The organism is Actinocorallia libanotica (genome assembly GCF_039525175.1).
Classification (GTDB): domain Bacteria; phylum Actinomycetota; class Actinomycetes; order Streptosporangiales; family Streptosporangiaceae; genus Actinocorallia; species Actinocorallia libanotica.
Map to the genome: position 1 here is coordinate 1 of NZ_BAAAHH010000038.1, position 18,441 is coordinate 18,441.

The 18,441-nt window shown below is 68.4% G+C and carries 5 protein-coding genes; 1 reads left to right on the forward strand and 4 read right to left on the reverse strand.

Annotated features, from left to right (window positions below; genetic code table 11):
* Positions 1 to 144: 144 nt before the first annotated feature.
* On the forward strand, positions 145 to 717 hold the full coding sequence (locus ABD140_RS32575) for a hypothetical protein (protein ID WP_344245429.1): 573 nt from the start codon (positions 145 to 147) through the stop codon (positions 715 to 717).
* An 87-nt stretch (positions 718 to 804) separates the two neighbouring features.
* Here ABD140_RS32575 and ABD140_RS32580 read toward each other — a convergent pair whose 3' ends face one another.
* The 4 genes from ABD140_RS32580 to ABD140_RS32595 are packed head-to-tail and all read right to left on the reverse strand — an operon-like array spanning position 805 to position 18,426.
* Entirely contained in the window at positions 805 to 3,105 is a 2,301-nt protein-coding gene (locus tag ABD140_RS32580) for a UvrD-helicase domain-containing protein (RefSeq protein WP_344245431.1), read from the reverse strand.
* Complete coding sequence (locus ABD140_RS32585) at positions 3,102 to 9,803, reverse strand: DEAD/DEAH box helicase (RefSeq protein WP_344245433.1); 6,702 nt, start codon at positions 9,801 to 9,803, stop codon at positions 3,102 to 3,104. The genes ABD140_RS32580 and ABD140_RS32585 overlap by 4 nt, the downstream gene beginning before the upstream one ends.
* Positions 9,800 to 15,274, reverse strand: coding sequence for a DNA methyltransferase family protein (locus tag ABD140_RS32590; protein ID WP_344245435.1), 5,475 nt, complete (start codon positions 15,272 to 15,274; stop codon positions 9,800 to 9,802). Before ABD140_RS32590 ends, ABD140_RS32585 begins: the two co-directional genes overlap by 4 nt.
* The gene (locus tag ABD140_RS32595; RefSeq protein WP_344245437.1) at positions 15,271 to 18,426 is read right to left on the reverse strand and encodes a DEAD/DEAH box helicase; all 3,156 of its coding nucleotides are present in this window, start codon (positions 18,424 to 18,426) and stop codon (positions 15,271 to 15,273) included. The genes ABD140_RS32590 and ABD140_RS32595 overlap by 4 nt, the downstream gene beginning before the upstream one ends.
* Positions 18,427 to 18,441: the final 15 nt, after the last annotated feature.

Consider the following 18,441-nt stretch of genomic DNA (forward strand, 5'->3'; position numbering starts at 1 on the left):
TCTGTGTCCGGGGGCGAATCCTCAACTCGCGATCATGCCGTGATCAAAGCCCTTCGCCGAGGATGAAAGAGGCTCAAAGATCCAGCACAGAAATTGGGACTCGCGGTTAACGGTCTGGCGTACCGGTTGAGGAGGATCATCGGTATGGAGAACTACAACTCGTCACAAGTGATGTTCAGGCTCGCGATCGTCGCTGCCCTTCGGGCTCGTAAGCGCGCCGACCAAGCGGAATCCGAGGAAGCGATTCGGGGCCAGGCCATGGAACGGCGGCAGCGGGAAAGAGACGAAACACAGTCCACGCTCACCCAGGTTCAAGCGGCAGCGGAGGGCTACATCAACTGGGTTCACCAGCAGGCCGGAACCGAGAAGAACGTCTCGTGGGTGGAGCGTTGGGAGCGGCTGCCTGAGGCCGCGACGGCGAGATCTCGCCCCTCGGACTTCGCCCTGCCCGACAGCCACAAGGCCTACCTTCTGGAGATCGGAGCATGGCGTAATGCTCTCCTACACAGCGACTCCAAGGCGAAGAACCGGCTCACCGACCTGCTCATAACCCAAAAGCGGCTCACGCCTGACCAGTCACCGCTGGTCTTGATGACCGCCGACCTCGCTGAAGACGTTCTAGACCGAGCGGAGACTTTGTTCCGCTGGGCCGAGAAACACGTCGGCATCAACGCACCGAAAAGAAATGGCGCCTGGATCGCACCTGACGAGATCTGAGTACGGCCAGGTCACACAGTCATTGAACCTCTCTAGTTTTGGTAGGCGGTTTCTCGGCCCTTGGTCTCGCTGCGTCCCGCAACCCGCCTACAGGGGCAGGAACGGGCTGGGTCTGCCGTGCCAGGAGATGCGTAGTGCGTCCCGGACTCGGGTGGTGGCGACGAAGAGTTGGTTGCGGCTTTTCTTGAGCTCGCGTTCGTAGCGGTTGGGATCGGTCGTTGCGTATTTGTCGATGAAGGCGGTGCGCGGGATGATGCCGTCGCTTGCGCCGATGATCGCGAGTCTCTGGTATTCGAGTCCTTTGAATCGGTGCATGGTGCCGATGTGGACTTCACCATCGCCCTGCGGGCCGTCCTTGGTGAGGGTGGTGGTGGTGATGCCGTGCTTGGTCTCCAGGTCGGCGGCGACGCGGTCGGCCATCTCTCCGTCGGCGACGCAGACGGCGAGATGGCCGCTCGGGTCGCGCACGGTGCCGTCCACAGCGGGCCGGGTGATCTCCGCGCGCCATTGTCCGAGAGTCTGGGCGAGCTGGGTGATCTCGTCGGTCCAGTCGGTGCAGGCGACGTATTCGGGGGCCGGGCCGCGCAGCAGGGATTGGTAGCCGTCGAGGGTGTCGGTACCGTCGTCGAGGTCGTCGTAGGCGGCTCCGCGGACGATCTTGGCGGCCTGGTCGAGGATCTCCTGGGTGGTGCGGTAGCTGAGGGTCAGCTTCGAGGAGCGACCGCGGATGTTGATGCCGACGGTGGAGAGGGTGACCTGCCGGTCGTAGATCCGCTGGTGGGTGTCGCCGGCGATGAACAGGTCGTCCGGGCCGGGCGCGGCCATGGCGCGCAGCATCTTCCAGTGGGCGGGGCTGAGGTCTTGGGCCTCGTCGACGACGATGTGCTGATAGCGGTGGCGTAGGCGACGCGTCCCGGAGGCGTCGTCGAGATGGTTCGGGGTGCTGTCGTCGGGTTTGTGCTCGGCGCGGATCTGGATCTTGCGGGCGCGTTCCATCTCGTAGCGGGCGGCGCGTTCGGCGGCCTGGGCCCAGGTCTCCCGGCCCAGGCCGTTGAGGCGCAGGGCGAACTGGTCGAGCAGTTTCCAGACGGCGGCGCGTTCGGGTCGGTTGAGGGCGCGGCCCATGCCGGCGCGGCGGGCCTTGAAGTAGTCCTGGCGGGTGGCCAGGGACTGGCCGAGGACGATCTGCTCCCATTCGTCGAAGAGGAATTCGGCGTCCCAACGCTGCTCGTCGTGTTCGAAGAGAACCTCGCGCAGCACGTCCATGGCCTGATCGTCAGTGATCAGGCTGCGTTGCGAGCCGGGCGAGGTGTTGTCGTTAAGAACGCTCTGCGCGAGCTGGTCGATGTGCTTGATGTCGATACGGCCGAGCAGCGCGGGGGGTATGAGCGAGGTGAGCCGGGAGCGCAGGTCGGCGGTGAGGTTCTTGGTGTAGGTGGTCAGCAGGATCGGTCTGCCAGGGCCGGACGGCAGGGCGGCTGCGAGCCGGGCGACGCGGTGCAGGGCGACGATGGTCTTGCCGGTGCCGGGGCCGCCGCTGACGCGGGCGGGACCGTTGTAGTTCCGTTCGACGATCTTGCGCTGGGTGGGGTGGAGGTAGACCTTCCAGGCACGGAAGTCGCCCTCGGCCAGGACGTTGCGGATGTCGTCGTCGACCGTGGTCACCGCGGTACGAGTGAGGGCCGTGGCCATATCGTTCTCGAAGCCCGGCTCGAGCGGGGTCGCGGCGGGCAGGGTGATCTCGCGCTCGACCTCCTCGACGGTCATGCCGGAGCCGAGGCCGGTGAGGACTTCTGCGGTCAGGCGCGGGGCGCCGGCGATGAGCTGGTCGAGTTCCTCGTCGTCGGTGACGGTGAGGGCGATGGCGATGAGGGCGTCGACGACGCCGAGCCGGCGTAGGTCCTCAGGAGCGCAGCTGGCGAGGATCGGTTCGGCGGGGGGCGCCGGCTCCCGCGTCTCCACGGGTGCGGGCGTGTGCTCGGCTGGCGTGGCCTGCTCGTCCGGGGCGGGGGTAAGTCGGAGTCCCGCGCGTTGGAGGACGCTCTGGCCGACGACGCCGAGGTCGACGAACTCGATCTCGCCGGTGATCCGGTTGATGGCGACGGTGAGTTCTTCGTAGACGTCCTTGCGGTGGCGGACGGCGACAATCAGCCACTGCTGGATGCCGTCGGCACCGGTACCGGCCCGGGCGAGAAGCGCCCGGTAGGAACGGTCGATCTTCGCGCGGAAGATACGGCTGTCGCCCTTGAGGGGCTGGAGGTCGAGGCTGGGGTGATCGGGGTTGATGCGGAACTGGTGACAGAAGTCGTAGAACTTCGTCTTGACCGACGAGTCCATCTTGTAGAGCTCGTTTTCGGCCTTTTGGTAGAGGCTGAGACGTGCGGTCATCGTGCAGCGCTCTGTTCCTCGGGATCGGGGTGGACGCCGGCCTCGGGAAGCGCGGCCAGCAGGGCGTCGAGGTCGGCGAGCCAGTCGTCGGCCGAGCGGATGGTGAAACCGGCGTCGCGGTAGGCGCGCCAGGTCTTGTCGCTCTCCTCGTCCGCTTGGTCGCAGGGTTCGGCCATGACAGCGATCCGCTGGTCGCCGTGGTCCCAGACGAAGTCGGCGAGCCAGCGGCGTTCGCCGAGCTCGTGGCCGTAGGCGGGGGCTTTCCTACCGCCGTCGGCCAAGGCATGGGCCAGGCGAGTGAGGGGGGTGTCGGGTTCGTCCTCGTCGAGGTATTGGAGGATCTCCCGGTCCCACAGCAGATCCCGCAGCGCCGCTTCGACGGGGGTGTCGTGGGAGGCGTGCGTGGGTGCGGGCCGCGGTGCGGGTGTGCCGTACCGCACGATGAGAGACTCCAGTTCACCGAGACCGCCGAAGGCTTTGAGGACCGACATGTCGAACCTCGCCGCGGTGGTGGTGGTCAGCTGGATGCCGTCGCCGCCGTCATGGGCGAGGAACTGCAGGATGTTGGACCACTGGAGCCAGGAGCGCCAGCGCGCCTTGTGCTCGGGCGTGCCGAGCTGCTCGGGTGCGGCGTCGTCGAGGCAGGCCAGGGCGGACCAGCGGCGGGTGGATCCGTCGACGAGGAAGGCGATGGGGAGGCCGGACTGGTCGCAGGTCTGGAACAGGTTGAGCGTGCCCGCGCCCTGAACGGGGGCCGGGTCGGCGCCGTCGGCACGGCCCCAGGCGTCGAGGAGGCATTCGAGCGCCTGGCTGGCCTGGTCGGCGGTGCCGTTGCCGACGAGGAGTTCCTTGCCGGTTCCGAGAAGCCCGCCGATCGCGGCCGATGCCCGCCTGCCCCAGGCCGCGTCGTCCGGACCGCGCAGATACGCCAGGAGCATAGTCATCGGGTCGGTGAAGGCAGTGGCGGCGAGGTCATCGCCGTCGCGCTCGCTGTACAGCTGCTGGGCGAGATTCTGGGCGCTGCGCGGATACGGCGGCCACACCGGCTCGGCCGCCTCGCGCCTCGCGGAGGATTCCGCCGTGTTCGTCTGCCGCTCGAAGGCGTCGAGGTCGTCCCAGGTGAGCTGGAAGACTGCGCGTCCCTCAGCCCGGAGCCGGTTGCGCTTGTCAGCATCGCCGGCGAGCCGGTTGTGGCGGCGGGTGGCGTGGTAGCGGTATCCGTCGAGGTAGACGGTGATCTTCTGCTTGGGGCCGTCGACGCGTTCGAAGGTGAAGTCGGTGCGGGTGAACCCCTCGTTGCGCTGGGCGGTCAAACGCCAGCCGCGCACGGTGCCGACCTCGTCGAGACGCAGGTAGGCGCTGTTGTCGCCGCTCTCTTCCAGGGCGGCGTCGCCGCGTTGTCCGGCCCACCCGCGCAGGGCCTTGAGGAAGCGCGCCTCGAGGTCGGATTCGATCTGTCCGTCGAGGCCGATCTGGTCGGTGTTGCCGATCGGCTGGGTGTCCCAGGCGTCGATGTCGGTGCCCAGGAGTTCATCAAGGATCTCCAGGGCCGCCTGGCGGGAGACGCGCTCGATCTTTTGCTCGTCGGCGTAGCGGTACAGGCAGCGGTGGCAGGCCGGCATGCCCTCTCCGTTGCAGGGGCACTCCACGAGCAGCCGGCGCGCGCTCTCGAGTACCTGGCGGAAGGTCGCGGGAGCAGTGAGCCGGTCGAGATAGCCGGTGCCGTGCGGGAGAAGGTCGTACAGGACCAGGAAGTTCCGCCTCTCCGCGGTGTCGCGGTCCGGCATGGTGGCGAGGGTGGTGTCGAGGTGCTGCGGGTCGCCGCCGAAGGCGTCGTCCACGCCCAGGCGCAGGGCCGCCTGGAAGGAGTGGATCTTCTCTTCCACGAGGACGGTCGCGGCGGGCAGCAGGATGCGCAGGGCCTCGGTTTCCAGCTCGTGGGCGAGCAGGACGGGTTCCTGGGGGACGTCCTCCTTGCCGCGCCGCAGCGGGCACCAGGGGGTGTGGTGCTTGAGTTCGCGCCGGCGGTTGGCGGAGTTGTCGACGGAGTCGCGGTCGTCGTCGAAGACCGCGACTCCGTCGGCGCTCGCGGCGCCGCAGGCGGTGCACACGTGGAAGGGAGCGATGCGCACGGGCCGTCCGGCGAGCCGGTCGTTCTCCTGGGCGCCGATACTGAGCGGTCCGGCGTTGATGCGGCGGATGACGGCGCGGCGGGTGTAGTCCACACCGAAGGTCTGCTTGGTGTGCCGCCAGGACTTGCCCGCGGCGAAGTGACCGGGGTCGATGTCGACCATGTCCACAACCGTGTAGAAACGGCGATCGCGATCGTCGCTCTCGTCGCCGATCCTGGCGTCCTCCCGCTTGTCGCGGGCCGTGACGACGCTGGGCTGGACGACCTGCCGCAGGCTGCCGGAGTCGGCGATGCCCTCCTCCCCGCAGCGTGGGCAGGGCGTGATGTCGTTCTCGGCGTTCTCGGTGCGGACGTAGCCGCACGAGGGGCAGAACCGCCAGTGGCGCCAGTCCCGATCCCGGCCGGTGATGATGTCGATGCCGGTGATCCGGTGCTTGTAGCCCTCGGCGTAGAAGGTGTTGCCGGGGGCGAGCTCAGACAGGGCGAAGCCGCGCGGCCGCCCGTAGGAGAACGACTTCGACTTGTAGCGGACTCCGCCCTCGGGTGTGGTGCCCTCGGGCCAGAAGATGGTGGCCTCAAGGGTGGTCGCGGCGTCGATGAGGGCGTAGTTGGGCAGCAGGCCGAGGTCGCACAGCACGCTCTGTGCGGGCCGGCGCTGGCGTGCGGCGCCCTGTTTCGAGACGGAGCCCAGCTCGGCCTCCAGCTCCGCCTTCGTGCGCGCCTGTTCGTCGTCTCCGTCCTTGAGTTCGTCGATCGCGGCGCGGATCGTCCGGATACGGGTGCGCAGTTTCTGGTTCTCGCGTCCCCACTCCCGCTCGGCCTTCTCGATCGCGCTGCGAATGCCGCGGACCGCGTACCGCTTCAGTTCCTGTCGGGCGGTCTCGCTCACGCCGGTCGGGAAGAGCGCGAGGAAGTCCGCGACGAGCCGCTCGCCGCGGGCGAGGGCTGCCTCGGTGAAGTCGGCGAGGTAGCCGGAGGGGCCGAAGAGCTCATCGACCCGGCGCGGCAGGGCCGCCAGCGGTCTGCCGTCCTCACGCGGCAGCCGGCCGCGCGCCGCGAGATCGAGCAGGTGCGCGGTGTACTGGCGGCGCAGGATCTCGACGGCCGACAGGTACGAGCCCGGCGGCACGATCCGTCCGTCGATCATGTCGCGTGGCCGGTCGAGGAAGTACAGGTCACGACGGGAGCGGTCGGGGATGGTCAGCAGGAAGGCGTTCCCGGTACGGCGCCCGGCCCGACCCGCCTGCTGGGCGTAGTTGGCCGGCCCGCGTGGAAGGGCACCCAGGACGACGGCGGACAGGTCGCCGATGTCGATGCCCATCTCCAGGGTGGGCGTGCAGGACAGCACGTTGGGGTCGTTGAACCCCTCGCCGTCACGGAAGGCGCTCTCGACGCGCTCGCGCTTGGCCCGGGAGAGCAGACCGGTGTGTTCGGCGGTGACGATCTGGTAGGTGCCGGCTCGCCGGTACAGGCCGCGGTAGTAGTCGTCGCGGTAGTCGCGGTCCCGGTCGTGCCGGTCGACGGTCTCCAGCCACCGGTCGCCCGCGACCAGCCGCCCGGACGTACAGCGATACGCCGGGCAGGGCTGTCCGTGGTACTGCGCCAGCAGCGAGGGGTGGACGGTCTGCTCCCAGAAGCACTTCGGGCAGCGCGCATACGACTCGTTGGCCTGCGCGTCGGCCAACCGCTGCAGGCGGACAGCGCCCGGCTGGAGGCCGTAGACGCGGACGGCGGTGTCGCGCGGGGTGCGCGCCGCCAGCAGTCCGGCGTCGGTGAGCTGGGGCAGCAGCTGCACCCAGAACTCGTCGGCCTGCTCGCGGGTCATGTCGAAGCAGCGCTGCGCCCAGGTCTGGTACCAGGACAGGCGCCCGGCGGCGATGTCGAACTCGCTGCCGTGCTTGGGCCGTGCGAGCAGGAAGCTCGGCGCAGAGACTCCCCTGGGGAAGGCCTTCATGCCGCGCGGGCGGCCGCCCCAGATGAAGTATCGGCTAGTGCCCGCCTCATCGAGGAACTTCTCCAGCCACCTGTGCCCGACCGCGCCTCGTGTGCGCAGCCGCTCCAGTAGGCCGCGCAGGAAGGCCAGGTAGCGGGCGTCGTCGTGTTCGGTGAGCGCGAGTCCTCGGTGGGCGGATTCTTCATGGGCGGCGCGGACGATCGCCACGGCCGCCCGCTCGTCGGGAATACCCACCCAAGCGGCCGCGGTGCGGGTCAGTTCGAGGGTACGGCCGTTGCGGGAACGGTGGCCGAACTCCATCACGGCCTCGAACGCGAACCGCTCACCGATCAGGTCCCAGGTCTTCTTGCTCCCGCCGCGACCTTTGCCCAACAGCAAACGCGCCACGCCCGTGTCGTCGTGCAGATCCGGCGGGACCACGGCGGCGAGCGTCTCGCGGTCGGTGGTGGCGGCGACGACGTCGGCGACGAGGTCGTTGAGCGCGGTGGGACGTTGCTCGTTCAGGTGCTTGGCGAACAGGGCACGCAGAGAGAAAGTGTACGAGCGGGAGGCGACGAAACCGGCCCGGTGCGCAGCGTCCTGCACCGAGTCATTGAACATCAGCGTCTTCGTCTCACGCTGCTCCTTGTCCATCTCCCCGCCGGTGAACAGCTGGGTGACGGACGCGGCGGTGAGCGCGGCGGCGCCCGTACCGAGGAAGCGGATCGCGTTGTGCGTGCCGCATGCCGGGCACCAGTCGTCCTTGGCGGCGCGTTCCGCAGTGTCGCCGAGTTGGACGAGGACGAAGACCGAGTCCGGGCCGGCGGGCTGCGGGTTGCCTTCGTCGTCGTAGTCGTCTTGGGGGTCGGGTAGACGCAGTCGGCGGGAGAGACCGTCGAGCACCATGAGCACGCCTGCGCCGCCGGTGGTCAGCGACCTCTGCGCCGCCCTGTCCATCAGGGTGCGGCCATTGCCTTCACGGGCCTCGTTGTCGGTGGCCGCCACCAGGGTGCGTACCTTGGCCTTGTCGGCGGTGACCGTGGCCCGGCGGATCTTGTGGGCCTCGAAGCCCAGCTCCTCGAAATCCGACTCGGGGGCGAGGACCGACCAGCCCGAGCGCCCGCACTCGCGGCAGTACACCGCGGGAAGGAAGACCTTGGTGTCGCGGGAGGCGGTGGTGTCTGGCGTCGTGCGCAGCCGGTTGTGCGCCCCGGAGGCGTCCCAGGCGAACTCGGCCTTCGGCCAGGGCAGCACCCCGCGCAGCACGCGCGTGACGGACCGCGCCCATTGATGCACCTCGACCTGGATCAGAGGCCGTCTGGAGGCGCGCGGCGCCTCGGGGTCACGCGCCACCGCCAGCAGGGCGACGAAGCGGGCGAGCGCCAGCGCAGCGACCTGCGGCCGCGTTGTGATCGTCTCGTCCCAGCTCCTCGCCCCGCTGCGGCGCATCACGTCGAGCACCTCGTCATAGGTGCGCACCGTGCCGTCGAACGCCTTCAAAACCGCGTACGTCAGACGGTTGCGCCTGAGCGCGGCACCGATAACGAACGGGTCGATGGTACGAACTCCGATGACGGCCCCGGCGAGGTCCGCGAGCGCTTCGAGGCCGGCGGCAGGATCCTGCAGAGCAGTCAACGTCTCAGGGGGCGTGACCTGGCCGGGAAGGAACTTCGCGTCCGGGACCGACTCGTCGAGCATGAACTCCTCGACCGTCAGCCGGTCCTCGCCGATGATCGAGTCCTGGGTGAACTCGGCGCCGAAGACATGGGCGGCCGCCGAGAGAAGCCGGCGCATTCCTTCGTCGTCGGTGCTGGAGGCGAGAGTCGCGGAGGTCGCGACGGGAGTGATCGTGCCGAGCGGCTCGCCGGGCCGGCCGGCACCGACGGCGATGGCGAGACGGCGCAGCAGCATCGCCACATCGGTGCCCTGCGCGCCGTCGTAGGAGTGGAACTCGTCGACGACCACGTAGCGGATGTCGCAGCCGTCCCACAGGGGAGCATCTGCGGCACGCTGCAGAAGCTGGTCGAGCATCTTGTAATTGGTGATCAGGATGTCCGGCGGAGACAACCGCATGTCCTGACGGCGCGTGTAGACCCGGTCGTAGTGCGTCGCCGCCTTGTCCCCGATGTACAGGCCGGCGCGGACGCCGCTCAGCTCCTCGTAGTCGGTGAGCAGTTCGTTGATCCGGGCCGCCTGGTCGGTGGCCAGCGCGTTCATCGGATAGAGCAGGACGGCCTTGACCCCGCTGTTCCCGGCTGCGCGCTCACGGGCACAGTGATCGAGCACCGGGTACAGGAACGCCTCCGTCTTGCCAGAGCCTGTGCCCGTCGTGACCAGCGTGGGCTGAGGTGCGTGCCCGTCCTTCGAGGTCAGCCGGGCGAAGGCGCGGGCCTGGTGCGCGTGCGGTGTCCAGCCGTCGGTGCGCACCCAATCCAGGTGCTGCTGCCAACCGTCGCCAGCCGGGGTGAAGGGGGTACGCAGCCGCAGGTACGGGCCACGGAACATGCCCGTCGTCTCCTCCCCGAGGAAGGCGTGCAGCGCCTTACGGGCGCCCTCGTCGGCGAGACCGTACGTCGTGGACAGATACTGGAGCAGGCTCTCCTTGAGTCCCTGCGCTTCGAGGGTCGGCCTCACGGGGTCGGGACCTCCATCTTCTCCGGGTCCCACAGTCCCTTCGCCACGGCTTCGTCGAGACACTCTTTGAAGTAGGCGTGAGCTTCACGCATCTCGCGCTCGCGGTCGGTCTTGTAGAAGGGGGCGGTGTAGCCGTCGGGGACGGGGGCGGACTCGGGGTCCTTCTCGTAGGCCACGAACTGGGTCCAGTGGTCCTTGGTCTGGTCGAAACCGTACGTGTACCGGTCCCCGGCGATCTTCCGCTCGTTAGCGTCGAACCACATCACCCGGTCGAAGTCCTGCATGATCGGGAAGCGGGCCCGGTACATGGCGATGAGCGTGTCCGCGTCGATGCCAAGCCATACCGAGACGAGCGCATCGATCTCGACGAGAGCGGCGCGGCGGGCGTACTCGGTGCGAAGCGGGGTGTCGCGCCGCCAGGTGGGGGTGACGTCGTGCAGTTCGGTCCTGAGGTAGGGCCATTCGATCGCCCAGGGCTCGTAGCCAGGCCACCCGGGGTCGTAGAGCTCCGCCCAGAGATCGGCGTAGGCGGTGGTGAGAGCGTTCAGCCGGAGGGTACGGAGGAGGAGGGCGGGGGCTAGAGGAAAGTCGGGCTGGAAAGCGGGGAACTTCGAAACTTGCGCAACATCAAAATTAGCCGTGCCGGATGTCCTCAAGAGGTAGTCGGACGGCAATGCCGCGAACAGACCGCTAACCAACACTGTTTGACGACGGCTCCGAAGCCTCATCGTTCGTAGGCCATGGACATGCGTTGGGCCAGGAGGCAGTAGGGCCGCGTACAGAGCCCTCTCTGTATCTGGAGCAATCATCTGGCGCCACGCAACCCGATAGTCCTCGCTGTAGGGATGGCTCGCCTCGGCCAGCAGGAACTTCTCGACCTGTTCTTCCTCGACCTCCTCCGGCTCCACCCTGTGCTTCTCCGCGATTCGGATCCGCGCCCGCACCCGCTCCTCCCGCGACGCGAGCAGCGCCTCGTACCTCTCCCAGTCGGGCCATCTGTCCTGCTCGCCCAGGAACACGTCGCGTGGAGCCGCGCACCGGTACTCCGACTCCGGCACCGCGTCGTCCGCGAGCGTCCTCGGGTCGAGGCCGCGTACCTCGCCGCCGCCTTGGCTGGGCTGCTTGAACATCGGGTTGGCGACGCCGATCTGCGGTCCCTTGAGGATGACGTCGCTCCATTCCTGCGCGTGGTAGTCCTCTTGGCCGTCGACGCCGGTGTTGTAGTTGATGAGCCGCTGGTTCTTGTCCGGGCCGAACTGCGCCTTCTTGGCTCCGCTTTCGTGGTATCCGGGGGTGATGTCGGGATGCAGAGCGCCGAGGCGCAAGGGATAGGTCCCCAGCGCATCGATCGCCGGGTCCTCCGCCGTGCTCACCGGTGTGAGCAGCCGGGTGTGGTCCAGGGGTCCTTCATCACCCACCAGCCGACGCCACCGTTTGAGGGTGTCGGTGGTCACGCGGACGACGCGCTTGGGGTGAGGGCGCTCGTCCCAGCCGCCGGCGTACTTGACGCCGGGATCGGCGCCCGCGTCCTCGGCGAAGGCGGACAGCCGGAGCGAGTCGACGGTGAAGAGCCACGACAACGAGTCGAAGGAGATCTCCCCTTCCGCCCCGTAGATGTGGACGCCGAAGTGGCTGGACCGGCCCACCGGCGGCGGGAAGAAGCGGTTGCCTGCGTTGACGAAGTCACCGTGCACGCGCAGCCGCCGGTAGGCCGCCGCGCGCAGTGCGGCCTCCTTGTCCCCGGCGAAGTGCGTGTCGGGGTGCACCATCCCGGCGGCGCCGCCGCGTCCGGCGTGATCCCACACCTCGCACATGAACGCCCGGTACAGGTCTGGCTGGGTTCCCGAGATCAGCGGGTAGACGGGCGCCGCCGAGAGGTAGCTCGCCATTGTCACCGTATTCGTCGCCTCGCCGAGCAGATACTCCCGCACCTCCTCGCGCGCGAGTTCGGTCTCCCGCCGCTCGCTTTTGTCTTCCGGTTTCGGCTCCACCGCGAGCATGAACCATGGCTCGTACTCCGCGAGGACCGGGTCCTCCTTCCACTCCGGCCGTACCCATGGCGGGTTGCCCACCTGAAGGTCGAAGCCCCCCGCCTCGCCGACGAACACGCCCGCGAAGTCCAGTTCCCAGTGCAAGAAACCGTGTTCGTCGGCGAGGTCGCGGACCACGCGCATCCACGGGTATCGCGTCTCGACCGCTTTGCGGGCATCGTCCATGCCCATCTCGCCCTCGATCCACTTTTCGAGGGTCTTCAGCTCCTGGAGGGAGTCGAAAGTCTCGGCGAGGGTGTTCTCCGGTACCGGTCCCGTGCCCACCATGGATTCCAGGAAGGCGATCCAGTCGTCTAGGTCCGCGAGCGGGATGATGGCGCGGCGGCGTACCGGCCCGCTGGCCTTCTTGTGGACGGAGAAGGTATGCGCCTTGAGTTCCTTCTTCTCCACGAGCCCGTCGTCGTCCCCTATTTCGCCCAGGGAGATCTGGTCACCGTCCATGGCGAACAGCAGCTGGTTCTCAACGAATTGAGGCGCGGGCGCGGGTCCCGGTACGGCCGCCTCGATCTCGACGGTCTGCCCGGCCGCCGATGACAGCAGCGCATCCAGGTCCGCCCCGGCCTGCGCCGGCACCACCGGCGCCGTGGCGTACTCCGGGTCCGTGCCGTCCAGCAGGCCCACCTTGTCCAGCGGCCAGAACCACAGCGCGCACCAGGCGTCCATGACCTGCTTGAGCCGCCAGTACGGGGAGCCCTCCGCCTCGAAGAGGTCCTGGAAGACCTGCTCCTTGGTCAGTGGCAGGCTCTGGTCGGTGTTCTGCTTGTCGCGGCGGAGGAAGGCGTACTCCTCGGCGTCCTCCACCCGGTCGGCCTCCCACACGGCGATGGTGCGGGAGATCTCCCGCTCGCTCAGTTCCATGCGCTTGGCGACGAGTCGCCACAGGTACTCGACACGACGAGCCGCCGCCTGCAGCCGGGCGAGCTGGCCGCTCTTGCCGCCCGTCGTCTTGGGCTTGGTCTGGATGCCCTTCTTCCATGCTTTCAGCTGCTCCGCTTGCGCCCCGGCAAGCTGCTCGACCAGCTTCTTGGCGTCGCCTCCTGCTCCCGCGACAGCGCCCCAGCCGGGTGAGGGCAGGAGGAACTGGTGTACGGCCCCTTTCGGCAACGGCTGCTCCGCGCCGTCCTCGGCAGCCCGGAACGGCAGCTTGGTCGGCGTCTGCGCGCCGATGGTCCGCTCCTTCTCGATGCGCTCGGCCTCATACACCCGGCGCCGTGCGCCGATGAGGGAGTTGCCGCGTCGCAGGTGCAGGCCGAACCAGGGTGCGCGCATGCCGGGGTGCATGGTGTTGAGCCACAGCGACACCTCCGCGAGCTCCACGCCCGTCGCGTTCAGGTCGACCCCGTAGGCGTTGTGGAGGGCGATGTAGGCCTTCACCTTCTGCTTGGCGTCGAGTGCCTTCGAGGTGTCCAGGCTGATGCCCGTCTCCTCCTGACGGCGCTTGAGATATTCCTCGGCGACTTGGTCGATCGCCTCGTTGAGGAACGCGCCGGAGCCCAGGGCCGGTTCGCAGATCGTGTAGCGCAGGAGCTCGCTCGCGCGGGTCCGGACCGGGTTGCCGTCGGAGTCCTTATCCTGGTCGAGGCGGTACTTGAGCGCCAGCTCGACGGTGACCTCGGTGAGGGACTCAGGCGTGTAGTAGGAGGCGGATGTCTCGCGGTCACGACCGGCCAACCGGTAGACGAAGGTGCCCGGAAGGTACTTCTTGGGGCCGCGCAGGCCGCGCTGTTCGGCGTCCTGGGCGGAGTACACGACGTGTGTGTTCTCCGGATAGTCACTCAGCCGGCCGGCGCGGACGAGCCAGGACCCCTTCTCGGGGTCGCCATGCTGCTTGCCGCCCTTCTTCGCACCTGGCTTGGCGACCTCGGCCAGCTCCTTCTCAGCGATGATGCCGGTGTAGGACATCAGGCCCTCGTAGACGGCGCCGAGCTGGTTGATGCCGAGGTTGCGGTAGGAGATGAAGCCGCCCTGACGGCCCCTCTGCCCAGCTTCCTTCATGGTGAGCAGCCGCAGCACCTGGTGCAAAGCCTCGTTGCGCAGCCGCAGGTCCAGCCATCGCGGAAGCTCGTCGCCGTCCGATCGAGGGTCCAGGACGCCACGGCCGATGAGAGTGATCGCCTTCGGGTCGAACAGCTCGCTGCGCAGAGACTCAAAGCGCAGGCCGCGCTTCTCGCTGCGCTCGTCGGCGGGCTTGTCGTCGTCCGCTTCGGTGCCGTGCGGACGGTGGCCGTAGTTGACCTTGTTGAACAGGATGTCGAGGGAGGCGTAGAGATGGAAGCCGCCACGGCTGTCCTCGTCGACCAGCTTTCGTTCGCGTGCCACCAGCTCGCGCAGCCGGGCGATCGAGTAGCCGGCCTCGTAGGTGGAGTCGTCGGCGGGCAGGATGCCCAGCTCGGGACGGGCCTCGGCGTACAGGAGGAAGAGGATGCGGTAGAGGTAGCGCAGCGACTCGCGGGTGAGTTGCTTGGCGAATGGGCCCTTCTTGAGGTCCTCGATCTCACGCGGCTCGATCTTCGCCTCGCGCAGGCGGGCGAGGACCTCGTTCGCGATGATCTCGACGGAGTGCTGGAGTCCCTTGCGGAGCTCGGAGTTGACGCCGACGGCGTTGTCGCGAGAGGACTTCAGCAGGTCGTCGATGCGCCGGCCCTTGCCGTCGGGGCGGGGCGTGAGCATGTCGCGGGAGAAGAGGGCGGCGAGGAGGGCGAGTTCGCCGGTCTTCGTCGTGTCGTTACGGGCAAGGGCCACGTCCAGGTCGGCAGCGAGATAGCGGCCTTCGGCCCAAGCGTGGCGGTCGGCGAGGACGAGCACGCCGCCGCAGAGCAGCAGCACGAAGCGGGGAGCGTCGCCGCCGGGTTCATGCAGTTCGCTTTGGAAGAGCCAGCTCGCCAATTTCTCGCCGGTTTCGAAGAGACCGCCGGCGGTCTTGAGGGGGTGCAGGAGCCGTCCAGCCCTGTCGGGGTCGAGGGCATCGTCAAGGACGGCGGTCCAGCCGCAGTCGAGGGCGATGATGCCGTCTCCGTGCCAGGCGGCTTGGAGTTCGTAGTCCTTGCCCGCGTTATGCACGGTGACCGGCTCGGACTGCTCGTCGTATCCGAGGGCTGCGAGGACGGCGGTGTGCCAGGCGGCGATGCGCTCGGCCCACTCGCCCGTGGGGTCGTCGTAGGTGCCGCCGGGTTCTTTCCGCTGGGCCCGGGAGGCCAGGAAAGGGCGCACGGCGGCCAGGTACTCACCGCGGAGCTTGGGCAGGAGTTCACGCGGGGTGGGCTGAGAGTCGTGCGGGTCGCTCTCACGGCCGGTCCACAGGGTGAACAGGCCCTCGTCGCCTGCCTTGGCTTTCGTGAGGGTGGTCTTCAGCTCCTCGCTGAAGTAATGGGCGGAGAGGTATTCGCCGCGGTTGACGAAGGAGTCGTAGGCGTAGCTCATCGTGCGGACTCCTCGGCGGACGCGGTGATGTGGAGGGGTTCGAGGACGCCGAGGACCCGCAGCATCGGGTCGCTGGCGGTCCGCAGACTGCGTACGAGGTCGCGGCGGCGGGCGGCGGTGCCGTACACCTGGTCGCGGCGGTCCTGCTGGTTGCCGACGGCGATCAGAGCGCCCTGCTCCCAGACCCGCACCCGGTCCTCGTACGGGGCCAGGTAGGAGTCGACCTGCTCGTCGTAGTCGGCGCGGCGCTCGCGCAGATGGGTCTCGGCCGCGTCGATGGCCGCGGGCAGGAGTTCCTGAAGGAGGCCGAGGGCCACAGGCTGGGCGCGGCCGGGCATGTCGGGACCCACGCCGCAGGCGGTGAGGAACGCCGAGTCCATGCGCCAGACGCGAGGAGCAGCCTCGGCGAGGCCGGTGACGGCCATCCACTCCACGACCGTCGGCTTGCCCGCCTCGTTGGAGTAGACGCCTTGGAGGAGGTAGACCGGCCCGGTGAGGGCCTCGGGCAGGGCGGCGTCGATCCGCTCGGCTCTGGCGGTGTCGGGCCGGTAGGCGAGGACGAACGCCTCGTCGTACCGGAGCCTGGCCAGAACCTTGTCCGTCACCCAGTCGAGCACGGGGTGGATGTCGCAGACGTAGGAGACGTTGGGCCACTGGGAGGTGAGCTGGCCGCTCTTGCCCTGTTTGGCGTTGCGGGCCGCCTCCAGGCGCTCGGCGGCGTACTGCTTGTCGAAGGTGATGCGCAGTGTGCCTTCGTGCTTGGACGTCGTAAGGATCTTCTCTTGCTCTAGGTACGACTTCGGCAGTGCCCGGAAGCGATACTGCAGGTCGTCGGGCGGGGTGAACTCGATGCGGCCGTGGGCCGTCTCGGACCTCCAGTTGAGGGCCTCGCGCTCACCCTGCGGGTAGATCAGGTCCACTGCCGCATGGAAGTAGGCCTTGGTGTCGGCGAACACGCGAGGGACGTCGGCCTCGGGCACCGGAGCCGTGCCGAGGGCGGTCGGAGCCGCCGCCGGATCGGCGAGCCGGGCATTGGCGCCGGCGAGGAGTCCGGCAAGGAGCCCGCCGGACTCCTGCTGGGACTGCTTGATAGAGCGCTCGACGGTGCCGCCCTTGATGAGGTCGCGGGTGAGGCGGTCCTCTTCCTTCTTGTCGTCGTAGAGGCCGGTGACAGCCTCGGCGCTGCCTTCGCCGGTCTCGATCTCGTGCGCTTGGGCCTCGCGGCGCAGGAGGCGAGCGCCGACGAGCCGGTCGTCGAGCGTGAGCGTTTCGCCGCTCTCCTCGTTGCGCCGCCAGGGCACGTCGGCGGTGAGGGTGAGCGCACGGAACTCGGGGCTGACCGCCTGCCCGTAGCGGTCGATGCGTCCGTTGCGCTGCTCGATGCGGATGAGGGACCAGGGCAGGTCGTAGTGGATGAGGTCGTGGCACTGGTGGTGCAGGTTGACGCCCTCGGAGGCGATGTCACCGGTGAACAGCAGCCGCACCGGTTCCTCGAGCCGGCCAAAGCGGTCGACGATTTCCTGCTGCTGCTGGTCGTTGGTGACATCGCCGTGCATGACTTCGACGGCACCGCCGTACGCCTTCCACGGGCGCGTTGTGTCGGCCTTGGCTTGGTTCTTCGTGAAGCCGAGCCGGGCCGGGACCTCCTGGGCCAGCCAGTTCAGGGTGTCAATCCGCTCGGAGAAGATCACGACTCGGCGCTCGGAGCGCGGGCCGACCTGGAGGACGTCCTTCAGCGTGCGCACGAGCGCGTCGAGTTTGGCGGAGTCGTGGTCGGTGAAGTCCGCGACCAAGGCCTCCAGCTCCGCCAGAGCCCTGCTTTCGGCAGTGAGAGCGGCGCGCCGCTCGGGGGCATCCGCTGCGGCCTTGTCCTTCGAGATCCTGCGCTTCGGGTTGTCCAGGTAGGCACGGCGATTGGCAAGGGACTTGCGCAGAGCGACGTGGGAGGAGAGGAACGCCTTCAGGAAGTTGTAGCCGACCAGCGGATCGGCGCAGACCGACGAGCGGTCGGGGTCCCCCGGGGTCCACTCGCTCGCCAGCTTCTCCAGGACGGCGACCTCCTTCGGCGTCGCCGGGGCCGGCACCGGCAGTGAGGCCCCGCGTTCGGCCCAGGGTTTGCCCTTGAGGCCGTTGCGCACCTCGCGGTCGTTCTTGGTGCGCCTGATGTAGAGGTGGTCGAGATCGGCGACCTTGTAATTCTTGGGGTCGGCGATCGCCGCCGGGTCGAGCATCCCGATCAGCTCGGCAAAGGATTCGGCGTCACCGTTGTGCGGAGTGGCCGAGGCCAGGATCAGCGCATCGGTCCGCTCGGCAAGGCGGCGGGCGAGACGGTTGTTGCGGGTGCCCTTGTTCACGAGGTTGTGCGACTCATCGATGACCACCGCGTTCCAGTCGGACTTCTCCAGGTGGTGGGCGTACGTCGCCGACTTGAGGGTGTCGACGGAGACGATGGCGCGCTTGAAGTGGGCGAACGGGTTCCGGCCCGCCGGGATCTCCTGCTGGATGCGCTGGATGCCGGTGGAGTCCAGGCGCACCAGCGGCAGGGCGAAGCGGGTCCACAGCTCGCGCTGGAACTGCTCCAACACATGGGCGGGCGTGACCACGAGGATGCGCTCACCGCGTCCCCGCCGGATCAGTTCCGAGAGAATGATCCCGATTTCCAGCGTCTTGCCCAAACCGACAACGTCGGCGATCAGCAGTCGGGGCTGCGGGTTACGCATGGACAGCGCCAGCTCGGCGGGGCGCAGCTGATGCTCCTGCCGGTCCATGAGAAAGGAGTCGGCGAGCGCGATGCCGTGCTCGGTCTGCGGCAGCGCGGTCTTGCGGACGACCGCCTCCAGGTAGAGGCGGGCCTTGGCGTGCTTGGAGGTGTCGTCGGGCACGAGCCGGGTCCTGCGCGGATCAAGTACGTCGATCTGGTCCAGATCGGAGTAGAACACCGCGTCCGTGCCGCGGACGAACGAGGAGACCCCGCTGACCTCGACCATGAGTCCGTCGCGGGAGTCCGCGACGGACTTCACGAGCCACTGCTCGTCGCGGATGCGCACCTGGACGCCGGGCGCGAAACCCGGCCCGGCGCCGGCCGGGTGCGTCGATCGCGCCGCATCGGCGTCGCGCGCCTCAGGGACCTCGGGCTGTATCGCCGTGGTCACGTGGTGCCCTACCTT

Bases quoted from the DNA above. Each gene is read 5' to 3' on its own strand.
- ABD140_RS32575 (WP_344245429.1), top strand. From the start codon at position 145: ATGGAGAACTACAACTCGTCACAAGTGATGTTCAGGCTCGCGATCGTC.
- ABD140_RS32580 (WP_344245431.1), bottom strand. From the start codon at position 3,105: ATGACCGCACGTCTCAGCCTCTACCAAAAGGCCGAAAACGAGCTCTAC.
- ABD140_RS32590 (WP_344245435.1), bottom strand. From the start codon at position 15,274: ATGAGCTACGCCTACGACTCCTTCGTCAACCGCGGCGAATACCTCTCC.